The sequence below is a fragment of the Rhodococcus sp. PAE-6 genome (assembly GCF_025290685.1).
Taxonomy (GTDB): domain Bacteria; phylum Actinomycetota; class Actinomycetes; order Mycobacteriales; family Mycobacteriaceae; genus Rhodococcus; species Rhodococcus pyridinivorans.
In genome coordinates this window covers 218076-234799 of record NZ_JAOCLZ010000002.1, presented here as the reverse complement: position 1 = coordinate 234799, position 16724 = coordinate 218076, and the positions used below count along the sequence as shown (strand labels likewise).

Here is a 16724-nt window from a genome sequence, read left to right as displayed (position 1 = left end):
GTTAGGCTAACCGAAAGAGACCGCCCCGCCAAGCGCTCCGTCCTCAGCCGAATTCGAGCGCGAAATCGTCGATCTCCGACTGGTCGAGGTCGTCGAGCGTGAGGTCGGACGGTGTGAACCCGCCCGCGTCCTCGTCCGACGCGTGCCCGGCGAGCGCACGCAGCGCCGCGATCCACTCGTCGGCCAACGCCGACACTCTCTCCGCAGGAACGAGATCGGGACTGTACCCGAACATCCCGCGCAGCACCGGCTCGGCACCGGAATCGTCGGTGAGCACACCGATCTCGACGGCGTGCGCCACGGGCATGTCGGCTTCGGTGGCCCCACCGAGCGCCGAACCCTCCGGAGCACCGGCCCACGCCTGCCCTTCGGTCTCGCCCAGCGTGAACCGGCCGAGGTAGTTGAATCCGATGTCCACAGCGCCGACGCTCGCGAGTTCCGGGCCGCCCACTGGGTCGAGATGCCGCAGCATCCCGAATCCGATTCCACTGTCGGGGATCTCCCGCAGCTGTTCCTTCACGCGTTTCAGAGCGTCACCCGCGCTCGCTCCGCCGGCATACGCGTCGGCGACATCGAGTCCCGCGACGTCCAGGCGCACCGGATAGAGCGTGGTGAACCACCCCACCGTGCGCGACAGATCCGCCCCCGGAACGGCCTGTTCCTCACGGCCGTGCCCTTCGAGGTCGACCGCGACCGCCCCTTCGCCGCACACCCGCGCGGAGGCCAACGCCAATGCCGTGAGCAGGACGTCCTCGACACCGGCGTGGAACCGCTCGGGAACGGTGGTGAGCAGCGCGTCGGTGAGCTCGGAGGGAACCTCGACCTGCACCCTCGCGGTTTCTGCCATGGTGTGCCGCGTGGGATCCGGATCACCGGACGCCAGACGCACGCGTCCCGCCGGGGCGAGGATCCGCCGCCACAACGACAGTTCGGATCTGCGCGCCGGCACTCCGTCGAGCAGTCCCCGCGCCCAGCGGCGCAGCGACGTGCCTGCGCGCACCGGGGCGACACCGTCGACCGCACCGGCGAGATCGGGCACCAGGATGCGCCACGACACACCGTCGACGACGAGGTGGTGCACCGCGACGAACACCCGTCCCGGCGCGTCGGGACCGGCGTCGAAGAAGATCACGCGCACGAGCGCGCCGGCGGCGGGATCGAGTTCGGCATAGGCGATCCCGGTCGCGGCGACGATCGCCTCCTGCAGGTCGACCGAGTCCGAGACGTCCACGCGGGTCACGACATCGGCGGCGTCGACGGAACCGACCGCGCGGACGTCGAGCACCCGTGCCTGCGGATCGAAGACGGCCCGCAACGCGTCGTGCGTGTCGAGCAGGGCCTGGACGCCGTCGGTCAGCCGGTCGAGCGTCAGCCCTGCGGGCGCGAGGAGCAGCCGCGACTGCGCGTAGCGGGCGTACGGTCCACCACGGTCGAGCATGTCGTGGACGATCGGAGTCGCCGGGACGTCCCCGAGTGCCGCCTCGACGTCGACCGTCCCGGGCCCGTCCTCGATCTCCGCGACGCGGGCGAGTCCCGCCGGGCCGCGGTGTTCGAAGACGTGCCGCGCGGTGAACCGGATCCCGGCGGCGCGCGCCGCGGACACCAGCTGGATGGACACGATCGAATCGCCACCGAGAGCGAAGAAGTCGTCGTCGGGGCCCACGGCATCGAGTCCGAGCACCGACGCCGTCAGCTCGCACAGGCGTTGTTCGAGTTCGTCCGCCGGCAGGCGACTCTCGGTGGCCGGCGTGAAGACCGGCTCGGGAAGTGCTCTGCGGTCGATCTTTCCGTTGCGGGTGACCGGGAGCTCGTCGAGCACGACCGTGACGGCGGGGACCATGTGGTCGGGCAGCCGGTCGGCGACGTACATCCGGAGGGTGTCGGGGTCCGTCGTTCCGGCCGCGTAGGCGACGAGCCGCTTTCGACCCGGTTCGTCCTCGCGGACCACGACCGCCGCGGCACTCACCGCGGGATGGCCGCCGAGCACGGTCTCGATCTCACCGAGTTCGATGCGGAAGCCGCGGATCTTCACCTGGTCGTCGGTCCGGCCGAGGTAGTCGAGCACCGGGCCGTCGGTCCGGGAGATCCTCCAGCGCACCAGATCGCCGGTGCGGTACAGGCGCTCGCCGTCGGTGCCGAAGGGGTCGGCCACGAACCGTCCCGCGGTCTGCGCGCTCCGGCCGAGATAGCCGCGGGTGACGTGCGGGCCGCCGACGTACAGTTCGCCGGGCACGCCCGGGGGCACCTGCCGCAGGTGCGCGTCGAGGACGTACGCCCGGCCGCCGTGGATCGGGGTTCCGATGTTCGGGGTGCTTCCCGGGGTGAGCGCGACGCCGGTCGCGTCGACGGTGCATTCCGTCGGACCGTACATGTTGCTCACGCGCACATCGGTTTCCGCGGCGAGCTGCGACCACAGGTCACCCGGGACGGCCTCGCCGCCGAGCACCATGGACTCGGGACGGTGCGGCGCGGCGGGGTCGAGGAGCCCTTCGGCGAGCAGGCGCCCGGCGAGCACCGGACCGCAGTCGAGCGCGTCGATGCGGTGGTCCCGGACGTACCGGACGATGCCCTCGGCATCGGCCATGAGGTCCTCGGCGAGCACGTGCACGGTGTGGCCGCCCAGCATCGCGAGGAGAGGCTCGACGGACGAGTCGAACGCGAAGGTGTAGCTCAGCAGCACGGTGCGTCGGCGCGTCGCGGGATCGCCGACGGTACGGGTGCGCACCGTCTCCCACAGGTTCACGACACCGCGGTGCGGTACCACCACACCCTTCGGGGTGCCGGTGGATCCGGAGGTGTAGACGAGATAGGCGGTGGTGTCCGGGTGCACGACCGGCAGGTGCACATCCGGGCGGTGATCGGTGATCGAATCGACCGCGTCGGCATCGAGCACGACACCCACACCGGCGTCGCGGAGCATGTACTCGTTCCGCTCCGCCGGCTGTTCCGGGTCGAGCACCAGATAGGCCGCTCCCGACTTCCACACGCCGAGGATCGCTGCGACCAGCACGGATTCCCGCGGAAGACTCAGTCCCACGACGTTGTCGGGGCCGATCCCGTCGGCGACGAGGTGACGGGCGATCCGGTCGGACCACGCGTCGAGATCGCGGAAGGTCAGGCGACTCGACGGGGTGACCAGCGCGGTCTCGTCGCCGTAGCGCTCCACGGTGCGGGCGAACAGTGCGGGCAGGCTGCGGGTCGCCGAGCCGTCGGCGCTGCCACGGTGCGGGCCGGACGGGTCCGGGAGCGCGGTGGCATCACCGGCACGCAGCACCTCGCGCTCGGAGCCGGTGAGCAGATCGAGCTGCGAGAGCCTCGCGTCCGGATCGGCACATATCGCGGCGAACGCCCGCTCGACCCGCGCGGCGAAGGCCTCGGCGGACGACTCGTCGAACAGGTCGCGGGCGTACTCGACGCGCACGCACAGACCGCCGCCGGATTCCTCGATGACATCGAAGGTGAGGTCGAACATCGCGGTGTCGTTCGAGACGAACGAGGGTGTCGGCGTCAGCTCGTCGAATCCCGTGATGGCGGGCGGGCTCTGATACTGCACCATCACCTGGAACAGGGGGTGCCGGGCGGCGCTGCGCTCGGGGTTGAGGGTCTCCACGACGCGGTCGAACGGGACGTCCTGGTGCGAGTACGCCGCGACGTCGGTGTCCTTGATCCGGGCGAGCAGCTCCCGCACCGTGGGGTCGCCCGAGAGGTCGGTGCGCAGCACCACCATGTTGACGAAGAAGCCGACGAGGTCCTCGAGTTCGGGTGCGGGCCGTCCCGCGGTGGGCGATCCGAGCGGGATGTCCTCGCCCGCGCCGCTGTGCGACAGTGCGACCGCCACCGCCGCGTGCACCATCATGAATATCGTGGTGCCGGTCGTGCGCGCGGCCTCCCGGATCGTCGCTGCGCGGTCGGCGGGGATCCGGTGCTCGACACCGCCACCCGCGTAGGAGGCCACGGTCGGGCGCGGGCGGTCGACGGGGAGGTCGAGTTCGGCCGGGAGACCGTCGAGCTCCTTGCGCCAGAACGCGAGTTGTCGTGCGGCGAGCGAGTCCTCGTCGTCCTGGTCGCCGAGGAGTTCCCGTTGCCAGATCGCGTAGTCGGCGTACTGCACGGGCAGCGGTGCAGGATCGTGGGAGTCGCCACGTACGTGCGCGGAGTAGAAGTTGCCGAGATCGCGCAGCAGCAGCGGCGTGGACAGTTCGTCGCTCGCGATGTGGTGGGCGAGCACGAGCATCACGTGCTCGTCCGGCGCGATCGTGAACAACCGGATCCGCAACGGGATCTCGCGTTCGAGATCGAACGCGTGCCGGGCTTCTGAATGCAGGCGTCCGGTGAGCGCGTCGCGGTCGACGGCCTCGACCGCGAAGGGAACTGCGATCTCGGCAACCTCTTCTGCTCCGCGCACGTGCTGCATCCCCACGCCGTCACGTTCGACGAGGACGGTGCGCAGGCTCTCATGGCGTGTGAGGACGTCGGAGACCGCCTGCCGCAATGCATCCGGCTCGACGGGTCCGTGCAGGTCCACCGTGATGGGGACGTTGTAGGTGGGGCTGGGCCCTTCCATGCGGTACATGAACCACAGGCGCTGCTGGGCATACGACAGTGGTGCGAGGGACAGGGGGGCAAGATCGGTCCCACCGCGCGGGACGGGTGCCGGCCTTGCCGGAGGGGTGGTCGGTCGATCTCCGCAGCGCGCGGCGAGCGCGACGACCTGCGGATGGTCGAAGACCGTCCGGATCGGCAGCTCCACACCGAGCTCGTCGCGGATGCGGGCGAGCAGCTTCGCGGCGCTGAGCGAGTGCCCGCCGAGGGCGAAGAAGTCGTCGTCGGCGCCCACCGTGTCGAGGCCCAGGATGTCGGCGTAGATGCGGCACAGTGCCCGTTCGGTCTCGGTCTCCGCGACGCGGGACGAGACCATCGACGAGAAGTCCGGTTCGGGCAGCGCCCTGCGGTCGAGCTTGCCGTTGGAGGTCAACGGCATCTCGTCGAGGACGACGAGGGCCGCGGGAACCATGTACCCGGGCAGGAACTCGGCGACGAGACGGCGGGCCTCGACCGGTTCGGGCACGTCTTGTCCGACGAGATAACCGACGAGCTGCGCGATATCGGAGGGATCGGTGCGCACCACGGTCGCGGCGCGGGAGACACCGGGGATGCGCAGCAGAGCGGTGTCGACCTCGCCGAGTTCGATGCGGAATCCTCGGACCTTGACCTGGTTGTCGACCCGGCCGCGGTAGGCGAGGCGGCCGTCCTCGGTCCACTGGACGAGATCGCCGGTGCGGTACAGGCGGGCGTACGGACCGGAGGCGTCCGCCGAGTACGGATTCGCGACGAATCTGCTCGCGGTGAGTGCAGGCGCGTCGAGATATCCCCGGACCACACCCGGCCCGGCCACGTACAGCTCGCCCTCGGTTCCGGCCGGCACGGGTGCGAGTCCCGCGTCGAGGACGTGGACGCGCAGGTTGGCGACGGGCCGGCCGACGACCGGTGTCTCGGCGTCGGCGACCTCCGCGACGAGGACGTCTACGCTGCACTCGGTGGGGCCGTAGAAGTTGAAGGCCGCACCCCGGCGTTCGCGCAGGCGGCTCCACAACCGCTCGGAGACGGCGTCGCCGCCGAAACCGAGGGTGGGCACGGTGCCGTCCGGGAACAGGCCGTCGTCGACGAACTGCTCGAGCCGGCTCGGTGAGAACTCGACGAAATCCCATCCCTCGTCGAGGGCGCGGCGTGCGAGTGCCGCCGGGTCGCGCTGAGTCGCCTCGTCGACGATGTCGACGGTGTGCCCGGCGAGCATCCACAGCAACGGCTGCCACGACGCGTCGAATGCGAGCGACCAGGCCAGTCCGAGGCGGACGGATTCGCGGCCGGCCTCGCGGGCGGCACGGGTGAACACCTGGGCGCGGTGGCTGTGGAACAGGTTGACCAGCCCACGGTGGGGTACGACGACGCCCTTCGGTCTGCCGGTGGAGCCGGACGTATGGATCACGTAGGCGATCGAGTCGGGTGTCAGCGGGCCGCGCTCCGAGTCGTCGAGCGGAGCGTCGGACACGGCGTCGAGGTCGAGATCCTCGAGCACGACGCGCTTCGGCACCCCCGTCACCTCGGCGACCCGGTCGTCGGTCGTGCGGGTGGTGAGGATGCAGACGGGGTCGGTGGAGCCGAGGATGTGAGCGAGGCGTTCGAGGGGCTGATCGACGTCGAGCGGGACGTAGGCGGCGCCGGTCTCGAGGACGGCGTGGATCGCGATCAGCGCGTCGACGGTGCGGGGCAGCGCGAGGGCCACCCGCGCGTGCGGCCGGTCGAGATCGAAGCTCGAGACGAGGTGGCGGGCCAGGCGGTGCACCCGCGCGCCGAACTGTGCGTAGGTGAGCGTCACATGGGCGTCCGCCGCGGCCGGTGCGTCGGGGGCCGCCTCGATCCTCTCCCGCAGCAGGTCGACGAGGGTCAGGCCGGGGTCGAACGGGATGTCCGGGCTGCGGCTCCAGTCGTCGAGGATCGTCCGTCGCTCGTCGGCGGTCAGGACGGACACCTGCGCGAGCGGGGTGTGCAGATCCCGCTCGGCCACCGAACCGAACAGCATCTCCAGCCGCTCGGTGTGGATCGTCAGATCCGCCTCGCTGTAGACGTCGGCGTCGACGTCGACGAACACTTCGAGTCCGGCACTGCCGTCGAGGGGCCGCACGGTGACCATGAAGTCCTGCAGGGGTCCTCGGGCGACCGAGTGCACGGCCGCACGCATGTCGCCGAACCGGAGCGAGTCGCCGAACGGTTTGACGTTGACCGACGGGCCGATGACGCCGCGGGATCCGGTCGGTAGTCGCAGGTCGCGCTGTATGTCCTCGGTGCGGTAACGATAGTGGTTGCGGCACAGCGCCACTCCGTCGCGCACCTGCGCGACGAGCTCGACGAGCGTGGCCGATGCGGTCGGATTCAGGCGCAGCGGAACGACATTGACCGCGGTGATCGGCACCCGCAGTGCGGCGCTGCCGAGCCGGTTCATGACGGGGAAACCGAGCGTGAGGTCCTCGCGGCCGGTAACTCCGCGCAGGTAGGCGGCGACGAGCGCGGTGACCGCGTCACCCCAACTCGCGCCGACCTCCTTGCCGAGAGCCACCAGACCGCGCTGCCGGTCGGCGTCGAGGGTGAAGCGCGTGCCACGGGAGCGCCGTGCGATGCCACCCGGGCCGGGCCGCAGGGCGACCGCTTCGTCCACGCCGTCGAGGTACGCGCTCCAGAAGTCACGGTCTGCGTCGAAGTCGGCCGAGTCGCGATAGTCCGATTCTTCCCGTATCACCGATTCGACCGAATCGAACCGTGCGGCAGCAACTTCCGTACCGGCGACCGCGGCACTGTAGCGCTCGGCGATGCGCCGGTTGAACAGCGAGAACCCGAAGGCGTCGAGGACGATGTGATGGGCACGCAGGTAGAGCAGGACGTGATCGTCGGCGAGTCGCAGGACCGCGGCCCGGACGCACGGATCCACCGACAGGTCGACGGGCCGCTCGAGGTCGCGCGCCATCCACTCGTGGGCCGCCTGCCAGGGGTCCGCCGCGGAGGTGAAGTCGACGGTCGGGGCGAGATCGAGTGTGCGCGCACCGGGAATCCGGACGACTGTACCGTCGGCGAGGGTCTCGAACCCCGCGACCAGCACCTCGGCCTCGGATGCCGCCTTGGAAACCGCTGTGACCAGCGCTTCCTCGTCGACCGCGCCTCGCAGTTCGATGCATTCCGAGGTGTTGAACAGCGGGTTGTCGGGGTTCAGTTGCTGGGCGAACCATACGCCCGACTGTGCGCGCGACAGAGCGAGCCGTGAGGCGTCCGGTCCGGCTAGGGGCACTGGAGATCCTCTTTCCTTCGATCGAAACGATTGGCTGGGAACGGAATCCGCTGATGTGCGCGCTGCGGCGCCGGAGGGCACAGTACCAAAGGTTAGGCTTACCGTATATGTTGCTCAGTGATCGTGTGTCCTGTGGCGCGCTCCTGCCAGCAGACCTCCTCAACCGGAAGGTACGAGAATGCAAGTGCCGGTCCTCGGCGCAACCGCTACCGACCGGGCCGAGCGGCCCGTCGCGCACCCGTTCGTCCTGTCCCGCCCGCACGGCACGGTGATCGCCGAAGGCGTGAGCGAACACTTCGACCGCGCGTCCGCCGCCGCCGACGCCCTGCGCACCGGACAGGTCGCCGCGATCGTCGGAGCACTGCCCTTCGCACCCGACGGTCCGGCCGCACTGACCGCTCCGAACACACTCCATCACTCCCCCGCGCACTACGACGCACCGGCCGCCGACCTGCCCCCGATCACGATCACGGGCGCATTGCCGTCGGAAGGCGAGCACATCGATCGGGTCGAGACCGTACTGCGCCTGCTCCGCTCGGACGACAACGACCTTCTCAAGGTGGTCCTGGCCCGGGCACTCGCCCTGCGCGCCGACCGGCCCGTCACCCCGCACGACCTCCTCGTCGCTCTCACGCGAAACGATCCGCTGCACAACGGCTTCCTCGTCGACCTCACAGCAGCCGGTGGCGTGTGGACGGGACGTCACCTGGTTGGGTCGAGCCCGGAGGTGCTCGTGCGCCGTCGCGGAGATCGGGTCACCGCTCACCCCCTCGCCGGATCCGCACCGCGGCATTGCGACCCCGGGATCGATCGGGCGACGGCCGACAGGCTCGCCGGCTCCGCGAAGAACCTCGCCGAGCACGCGCACGTGATCGATGCGATCCGCGCCGCGCTCGAACCGTTGTGTGTCGACCTCGACATCCCCGAGCAGCCGACCGTGACGAGCACGCGCCAGCTGTGGCATCTCGGCACTCCCATCGAGGGTCGCCTGCACGATCCGGGTGTCACGGCCCTCGATCTCGCACTCGCGGTGCACCCCACCCCCGCGATCTGCGGCACGCCGACCGCGGCCGCCCGCGATCTGATCCTCGCGACCGAGGGTGACCGGGGCTTCTACGCTGGTGCCCTCGGATGGTGCGACGCCGCGGGCGACGGCGAATGGTTGGTCACGATCCGCTGCGCCGTCCTCGATGCCGACGGTGTCGGGCTCACGGCCTACGCCGGGGGCGGTATCGTCGCCGACTCCGACCCTGCCGACGAACTGGCCGAGACGACCGTCAAGTTCGGCACCGTCCTCGATGCACTGGGAGTACTCCGATGACCGAGACCGCACCATCCCCCGTCACGCTCGTCGTCGGGGCCGCGCAGGGTATCGGCCGCGCGACCGCCGAGGCCCTGGCGCGTGCCGGTCACCGTCTCGTGCTCGCCGACCGCAACGCCGAAGGACTGCGCAAGACTGCCGCGCTGCTCGGCGGCTCCGTCCCCACCCACCCCGTCGACATCCGCGACCACGACGCCGTCGCCTACCTCGTCGAGAACATCGAATCCGAGCACGGACCGATCGAGCATCTCGCGCACGTCGCAGGTGTCTTCACCACGGGCTCGGTGCTCGACTCCGATCCCGAGGACTGGCAGCACATGTACGACGTCAACGTCACCGGCCTGCTGTCGGTCCTGCGTTCGGTCGGACGGGCCATGCGGGAGCGGAGGTCGGGTTCGATCGTCGTCGTCGGATCGAACTCCGCGGGCGTGCCGCGCATGGGCATGGGCGCCTACGGATCGTCCAAGGCCGCGTCCACGATGATCGTCCGGATCCTCGGACTCGAGCTGGCGCAGTACGGGATCCGCGCCAACATCGTCGCGCCGGGTTCCACCGACACCGCCATGCAGCGCTCGCTGTGGGAGGACCCCAACGACGACGCCGGCGCACGCAGCGCCATCGAAGGTGACCTGTCGCAGTTCAAGGTCGGCATCCCCCTCGGCCGCATCGCCGAGCCCGCCGACATCGCCGAGGCCATCGAGTTCCTGCTGTCCGATCGTGCTCGTCACATCACCATGCAGGCGCTCTACATCGACGGCGGCGCCACCCTCCGCGCCTGACCGACAGACCTGCATCGACCCTGATCCCGAAAGGAACCGTTCCGTGACAACCGGTTTCGAGCGCACGCCGCTCGCCGACACCGCCCGCTACCCCGAGGAGTTCGCCGAGCGGTATCGCGCAGCCGGTTACTGGACGAACGAGACCTTCGGCGAATTCCTCCCGGCCCGCGCCGCCCGGTTCGCCGGTCGCATCGCCGTCGTCGGACACGACGCGACGGGCACCTGGCGGCGCATCACCTACCGCGAACTCGACGACGCCTCGGCCCGCATCGCCGCCGGTCTCGCCGACCTCGGGGTCCGGAAGGGCGACCGAGTAGTCCTGCAGTTGCCGAACATCGTCGAGTACACCGAAGTGCTCTTCGCGGTCTTCCGCCTCGGTGCGCTCCCCGTCTTCTCCCTGCCCGCGCACCGCGTGTCGGAGATCGGCTACTTCTGCCGGTTCAGCGACGCCGCAGCGTACGTGATCGCCGCCGAACACGGCGGATTCGACTACCGCGTGCTCGCCCGGCAGGTCGCCTCCGAAATGGAGAATCCGCCGGTGGTCGTGGTCGCCGGTGAGGCCGAGGAATTCACTGCGCTCGGGTCGTTGCGCGACCGCGAAGCGGCGCCGATCACGGAGAACGACGCCGGAAACGTTGCCTTCCTGCAGCTGTCGGGTGGCACGACCGGAACGTCGAAGCTCATCCCCCGCACCCACGCCGACTACCTGTACTCCGTACGCGAATCCGCGGTGATCTGCGGAGTGGACGAGAACACCCGCATGCTGGTCGCGCTGCCGGCGGCGCACAACTTCCCGATGAGCTCGCCGGGCATCCTCGGTGTGCTGCACGCCGGCGGCACCGTCGTCCTCGCTCCGGATCCGAGCCCCGACACCGCGTTCGCCCTCATCGAGAGCGAGGGCGTGACGATGGCGTCGCTCGTCCCGCCCCTCGCGCAGGCGTGGCTGTCGGCGCGGGCCCGCACCGAACGCGACCTGTCGTCGCTCGAGGTGCTGCAGGTCGGTGGTGCGAAGTTCCCGGCCGAGGCCGCCAAACGCGTTCGCACCGAACTCGGTTGCACGCTGCAGCAGGTCTTCGGTATGGCGGAGGGTCTCGTCAACTACACCCGGCTCGACGACGACGAGGACACCATCGTCACCACCCAGGGCCGGCCGATCAGCCCCGACGACGAGATCCGCGTCGTCGACGACACGGACGAGCCCGTCGCCGCGGGCACCACCGGCCACCTGCTCACCCGCGGCCCGTACACGATCCGGGGCTACTACAATGCGCCGGAACACAATCCGATGGCATTCACCCCGGACGGCTTCTACCGCACCGGCGACATCGTCCGGCTCACCGAGCACGGCTACATCGTCGTCGAGGGACGCGCGAAGGACCAGATCAATCGCGGTGGCGAGAAGATCGCGGCCGAGGAGGTCGAGAATCATCTGATCGCGCACCCGGCCGTGCTCGACGCGGCGGTGGTGTCGATGCCCGACAAGTATCTCGGCGAGCGCACCTGCGCCTTCGTCGTCACCGAGGGGGAGGCGCCGAAGGCCCTCGCGCTCAAGAAGTTCCTGAGGGAACGAGGGCTGGCCGAGTACAAGATCCCCGACAAGGTGCAGTTCGTCGACGCCTTCCCGGTCACGGGAGTGGGCAAGATCAGCCGGAACGAACTGCGGCGCGCCCTCGCGGCCACTCTGAAGGACTGATCTCGCTCCGCGACGAGGGGATGACTTCACCCCGTTCGGCTCGAGCGGCGAGGATTGCGTAGCGGCCACCGCGGGCGACGAGGTCGTCGTGCGTTCCGCGTTCGACGATGTGGCCCCGGTCGAGGACCACGATCTCGTCGGCGTTGCGCACGGTCGAGAGCCGGTGCGCGATGGTGATGGTCGTGCGTCCGCTGCGCGCGGCGTCGAGGGCCTGCTGCACGGCGTGCTCGGTGTCGTTGTCGAGGGCGCTGGTCGCCTCGTCGAGCACGAGGACACGCGGGTCGCGCAGGAGCGTGCGGGCGATCGCCAGTCGCTGTTTCTCACCACCCGAGAAGCGGTATCCGCGGGCGCCGACGACGGTGTCGTAGCCGTCCGGCAGCGAGACGATCAGGTCGTGGATGTGTGCGGCGCGGGCCGCGGCCTCGATCTCGTCGTCGGTCGCGTCCGGCTTCGCGTAGCGCAGGTTCTCCCGGACGGTCGCGTGGAGGAGGTAGGTCTCCTGCGACACCACGCCGACCAGTCCGGCGAGATCGGCGAGCCTCATGTCGCGCAGGTCGACACCGTCGATGCTCACGCGTCCCTCGACCGGGTCGTACAGTCGTGCGACGAGCGAGCCGAGCGTGGTCTTGCCCGAGCCGGTCTCGCCGACGAGCGCGACCTGCGCCCCCGCCGGGACGTCGAGATCGATGCCGTCGAGGGCGTTGCGGTGCGCTCCTTCGTAGCGGAAGCTCACGTTCTCGAACCGCACCCGGCCGGCGACGGTCGCAGGGTCGACGGGCACCGGATCGCGCGGGTCGTCGATGTCGACCGGAAGGTCGAGGTATTCGAAGATGCGGCTGAACAGGGCCAGCGAACTGGTGACGGAGACACCGACGTCGAGCAGGCTCATCAGCGGCCGGAACAGCGCGCCCTGCAAGCCGGTGAAGGCCACCAGGGTGCCGATCGTCATGCCGCCCGAGGTGGCCGGCAGACCGGCGACGAGATAGAGGACGGCGGGGATCGCCGCGAAGACGATGTTCATCGTGGCCATGCGCCAGCGGCCGGACAACTGCGCGTGCACCTCGAGATCGGCGAGTTCCTCCGACGTGCGGGCGAACTTGTCGGACAGTGCCGGGCCGGTGCCCAGCGTCTTGACGAGCAGCACGCCGCTGACCGACAGTCCTTCGTCGATCTGCGACTGCATGTCGGCGAGGCGCCGTTGCTGACGGGCGGTGACGGCGCGGCGCATGAGCGCGACCCGGCGCGTGAGCCAGATGGCCGGCGGGAGCACGATCAGGGAGAGCAGAGCCAGTCGCCAGCTGAGGACCGCCATGGCGATCGCCGTGCCGACGACGGTGGTGACGTTGGACGCCAGTGAGGTCGCGGTGTTGGTGACCACGGACTGCATGCCACCGATGTCGTTGGTCAGCCGCGACTGGATCTCACCGCCGCGGGTGCGGGTGAAGAAATTCAGCGACTGTCGCTGCAGGTGGGAGAAGACCCGGGTACGCAGACCGTGCATGACGTTCTGGCCGACGGTCGTGGAGATCCAGGTCTGGACGACGGACAGGAGCGAGCTCGCGACGGTGACGGCCAGCATGCCGCCGACGGCCCACAACAGCAGGCTCACGTTCTGGTGCGGGATGGCGTCGTCGATGACGGCGCGGACGAGGAAGGGCGTCGCGAGGGAGATCACCGACGAGGCGATGATGAGCGCGACGACGAGGGTGATCTTCCACCGATAGGGCGCGAAGAGGGCGCCGATACGGCGCAGGCTCACCGGGGCCTCGCGGAGCTGCTCGAGATCCTTCTTGTCGATCCTGCCGCGGCTGCCCGGCTTGCCGCCGAGAGTGGGTGGGGGCTGCATCATGTGCGCCACCTCGATTCGTCGTTCGTGACTCGTACTTGTTGAGGTTGCCTCATTGAGTGGGAACCGTCAAGTGAGGTAGTGTGAACACTATGCCGGATTCACCCGTCGCACTGCGCGATCTCCTCCTCACCGCCACGCGTACGCTGCGCCGACGCTGGCACGACCTCCTCCAGCCGTGGGGATTGTCACCCCACGAGTACCGGGCGCTCGACGTCATCGGACGCGCCGACGACCCCATCCGCCTCGGCGTCGTGGCCAAGGAACTGCGCATCGTCCCGCGCTCGGCCACCGAGGTCGTCGACCGCCTCGAGTCGCGGGGTCTCACCGAGCGACTCCCCGATCCCGCCGACCGACGCGCGGTCTGCGTGCGGCTGACCGACGAGGGCCGCAGGATCCGGGCCGAGCTGGCCTCGGCCCGCGATGCCGACGCCGTCGAGATGTTCGACCGGCTCGACGCCGAGGAACGCGCACGACTGTCCGATCTGCTGCACAAACTCGTCGACGACCGGCCGCGCTGATCCCTTCCGGTTCCGGGTACTCACATTCCCGACGGCAGCGACGTCTTCCCTACGAGTGTCCGTGCCGATCGAGGAGAGCCCTGTGAAGACCATCGACAGTCTGCAGTCGCGCGTCGACGCACTGAACCTGCCCGAGCTGACGAGCGAACTCGACGAGAACGGCTGCGTCCTCACCGGGCCGCTGTTGAGCGACGACGAATGCGCCGAACTCGCGGCCCTGTGGGACGACGACGCCCGCTTCCGCACCACGGTCGACATGAGCCGCTACGGGTACGGGCACGGCACCTACAAGTACTTCGGCTCACCCGTCCCCGACGCCGTCGCACACCTGCGCTCGGCGTTCTACCGGCAGCTGCTCCCCGTCGCGCGCTCGTGGGCCGAACGCCTCGGCGATCCGGCACCCTGGCCCGACGACTTCGACGACTGGCTCGACATGTGCCACGCGGCCGGCCAGACCGACCCCACCCCGCTGATGCTGCGCTACACCACCGGCGACTGGAACGCCCTGCATCGCGATCTCTACGGCGACCTCGTGTTCCCACTGCAGGTCGTGATCGGGCTCGACCGGGCGGGCGTCGACTACACCGGCGGCGAGTTCCTGTTGGTCGAACAACGGCCCCGCGCGCAGTCGCGGGGCACCGTCACCGTGCTCGAGCAAGGCCACGCGCTGATCTTCACCACCCGCGACCGACCGATCCGGTCGGCGCGCGGATGGTCGCGGGCGCCGGTCCGGCACGGCGTGAGCACCGTCCGATCGGGCCTGCGTCGCACGCTCGGCTTGGTACTGCACGACGCCGCCTGAGCGTCCTCGGCGCTACCCGACGCGACCTACGCCGCTCAGCGTTCGAAGATCCGCCTCGGATTGTCCACGAGCATCGTGGTGATCTGCTCGTCGGTCACGCCCCGTTCGCGCAGGGCCGGCAGCACCTCGTCGCTGATGTGGTTGTAGTTCCAGTTGGGCACGGCGGTCTGCTTCACGTCGTGCGGGAACCAGTCGATGAAGCACGACGCATCGTGCGAGAGCACCATGCGCTCGGTGTAACCGGCCTCCACGAGCGCGACCACCGTGTCGACGCGCTGCTCGAACGGCAACAGCAGATCGAGGCCGAAGCGGTCCATCCCGAGAATCGAACCGGCGTCGGCAATGCGACGCAGGTAGTCCAGATCGGTCGAATCACCGCTGTGCCCGATCACCACCTTGGTGAGGTCGACACCTTCCTCCGCGAGCACCCGCTGCGCCACCTGCCCCGACCCGGTATGCGGATTGGTGTGCACCGTGATCGGCACACCGGTCTCGACGTGCGCCTGCCCCACCGCTCGCATCACGCGCTCGACGCCCGGCGTGAGTCCCGGAATCTCGATGGCGCACTTGAGCATTCCTGCACGCACCCCCGTGCCGGCGATGCCCTCGCGGATGTCTTTCACGAACAGTTCGGTGAGCGGCTCCGGTCCGTCCACCAGCAACCCCGGCCCGACGTTGTGGAACTGGAACGGCAGGTCGTTGTAGGTGTACAGGCCCGTCGCGACGACGATGGAGATGTCCACCCGTTCGGCGACGCGCTGGATGCGCGGAATGTACCGGCCGAGACCGACCACCGTGGGATCGACGATCGTGTCGATGCCGCGCTCCGACAACGCCTTCAACTTCGCGACCGCGTCGTCGACGCGTTCGTCCTCGTCCCACGGGCTCGGGTAGTCGGGAAAGTTGGTGCGGATCTCCTCGCCGAGAACGAAGACGTGCTCGTGCATGAGGACTCTGCCCAGACGGCCCGTGTCGAGAGGGCCGCGAACGGTGTCGACGGATGTCATGACCGGTGACGCTAGGACACCAACGTGGGCAGGGGCAATCGATTTCACGAATCGGTGGGAGTCGACTCCTCGAGGGCCTGACGGTAGCGACGCATGCCGCGCAGCCACCGGTCGTAGTCGGCGCCCTTGTTCCGGTACATCTCGAGGACCTCCGGGTGCGGAAGGATCAGGAAGTGCTCCTCCTCCATTGCCGCGAACACCGTCTCCGCGACGTCGACGGGTTCGAGCACCGCACCGGCGGTCGTGACGGCCCGGGTGGCGAGTTCACCGAGTGCGTGCCCGGATGCGTCCCCCGAGTACAGCAGAGGTGTGTTGACGCCCATCGGGCACAGGCAGCTCACCCTCACACCCTTGTCGCCGTAGGTCACCGACAGCCACTCGGCGAAACCGACGGCCGCGTGCTTGGTGACCGAGTAGGTGGCCGAGCCGATCTGTGTGAGCAGGCCGGCCGCCGACGCCGTGCTGACGAAATAGCCCTCGCCACGTTCGACCCATCGGGGTACCAGCAGTCGCGCCGCACGGATGTGTGCGCGCAGGTTGACGTCGAAGGACTGCTCCCAGACCGAGTCCTCGATCTCCAGGCCGGGCACACCGGTGACACCCGCGTTGGCGAAGTACAGGTCCACGGGACCGAACTCCGCTTCGGCGCGCTCGACGAGGCCGCGGATGTGTTCGTCGTCGGAGACGTCCGCCGCCACCGCGACGGCGCTCCCCGGCGTCTTCTCCTCGAGCGTCGCGACGACGCGCTGCGCCGCGTGTTCGTCGAGGTCGGCGACCACCACTCGTGCACCTCGCTCGACGAGGCCGGCAGCGATGGCGCCGCCGATTCCGCCGCCCCCGCCTGTCACGACGGCCACTCTGCCTTCGACCTTCATCGCTGATACCTCCCCGTCGAATCGCAGTGCCGTCCCGTGCGGC

The 16724-nt window shown here is 69.5% G+C and carries 9 protein-coding genes; 5 read left to right on the top strand and 4 right to left on the bottom strand.

The genetic code is table 11. The features are described from left to right. Positions 1-43: 43 nt before the first annotated feature. Positions 44-7837 (bottom strand): non-ribosomal peptide synthetase, encoded by a 7794-nt coding sequence (locus tag NVV99_RS05630; RefSeq protein WP_024102992.1) that lies wholly within the window; start codon positions 7835-7837, stop codon positions 44-46. Positions 7838-8015: 178 nt separating this feature from the next. On the opposite strand from NVV99_RS05630, the gene NVV99_RS05625 reads away from it, so the two are divergent. Genes NVV99_RS05625 through NVV99_RS05615 form a run of 3 tightly spaced genes read left to right on the top strand, consistent with a single transcriptional unit; the run spans position 8016 to position 11630 of the window. Continuing rightward, a complete protein-coding gene (locus NVV99_RS05625; RefSeq protein WP_024102991.1) occupies positions 8016-9158 on the top strand; it encodes an isochorismate synthase MenF in 1143 nt (380 codons plus the stop codon). Beyond that, positions 9155-9937 (top strand): 2,3-dihydro-2,3-dihydroxybenzoate dehydrogenase, encoded by a 783-nt coding sequence (locus NVV99_RS05620; protein ID WP_024102990.1) that lies wholly within the window; start codon positions 9155-9157, stop codon positions 9935-9937. The genes NVV99_RS05625 and NVV99_RS05620 overlap by 4 nt, the downstream gene beginning before the upstream one ends. A gap of 43 nt (positions 9938-9980) precedes the next feature. Continuing rightward, complete coding sequence (locus tag NVV99_RS05615) at positions 9981-11630, top strand: (2,3-dihydroxybenzoyl)adenylate synthase (RefSeq protein ID WP_024102989.1); 1650 nt, start codon at positions 9981-9983, stop codon at positions 11628-11630. Here the strand turns inward: NVV99_RS05615 and NVV99_RS05610 are convergent. Next, positions 11581-13479, bottom strand: a complete 1899-nt coding sequence (locus NVV99_RS05610; protein ID WP_024102988.1) for an ABC transporter ATP-binding protein — start codon at positions 13477-13479, stop codon at positions 11581-11583. The two genes, NVV99_RS05615 and NVV99_RS05610, sit on opposite strands and share 50 nt — an antisense overlap. An 89-nt stretch (positions 13480-13568) precedes the next feature. Here NVV99_RS05610 and NVV99_RS05605 point away from each other — a divergent pair, with 89 nt between their 5' ends. After that, positions 13569-13997 carry a MarR family winged helix-turn-helix transcriptional regulator gene (locus NVV99_RS05605; RefSeq protein ID WP_024102987.1) on the top strand — a complete coding sequence of 143 codons (429 nt, stop codon included), beginning with the start codon at positions 13569-13571 and terminating at the stop codon, positions 13995-13997. Positions 13998-14079: 82 nt separating this feature from the next. After that, positions 14080-14799: a 2OG-Fe(II) oxygenase gene (locus tag NVV99_RS05600; RefSeq protein ID WP_041803971.1), complete on the top strand. Its 720-nt coding sequence runs from the start codon at positions 14080-14082 to the stop codon at positions 14797-14799. 35 nt (positions 14800-14834) lie between these two features. On the opposite strand, the gene NVV99_RS05595 is transcribed toward NVV99_RS05600, so the two are convergent. Together NVV99_RS05595 and NVV99_RS05590 are read right to left on the bottom strand one after the other, a co-directional pair. Next, positions 14835-15806, bottom strand: coding sequence for a phosphotriesterase (locus tag NVV99_RS05595; RefSeq protein ID WP_006551850.1), 972 nt, complete (start codon positions 15804-15806; stop codon positions 14835-14837). A 44-nt stretch (positions 15807-15850) separates the two neighbouring features. Next, positions 15851-16681, bottom strand: coding sequence for an SDR family oxidoreductase (locus NVV99_RS05590; protein ID WP_024102985.1), 831 nt, complete (start codon positions 16679-16681; stop codon positions 15851-15853). Between the last annotated feature and the right edge of the window lie 43 nt (positions 16682-16724).